Source organism: Limnospira sp. PMC 1279.21, from assembly GCF_032349615.1.
GTDB lineage: Bacteria > Cyanobacteriota > Cyanobacteriia > Cyanobacteriales > Microcoleaceae > Limnospira > Limnospira fusiformis.
In genome coordinates this window covers 1-305 of record NZ_JARPLU010000594.1, presented here as the reverse complement: position 1 = coordinate 305, position 305 = coordinate 1, and the positions used below count along the sequence as shown (strand labels likewise).

Genomic DNA, 305 nt, shown 5'->3' with positions numbered 1-305 from the left:
ACACTAGCTATGGATTCAGACCTGGAAGGTCTGCCCATGATGCAATATCCAGAATCTTTCAGAGTATCAACAAAGGAGGTTATTACGTTCTGGATGCAGATATAGCTAAATGTTTTGACCGAATAAACCATGATTACCTTCTGTCCAAAATTCATTGTCCAAGCAGTCTAAAAAGAGACCTGAAATCATGGCTCAAAGCAGGCGTGCTAGATAACGGTGTATTCGAGGATACAGAAGCAGGGACACCCCAAGGAGGGGTAATAAGTCCACTCCTAGCCAACATCGCACTGGATGGGATGGTTAGG

1 protein-coding gene is annotated in these 305 nt (G+C 44.3%); it reads left to right on the top strand.

Annotated elements, in window-relative coordinates:
* A partial coding sequence (locus tag P5683_RS26125; RefSeq protein WP_315642626.1) for a reverse transcriptase domain-containing protein occupies window positions 1-305 on the top strand: 305 nt, incomplete at both ends.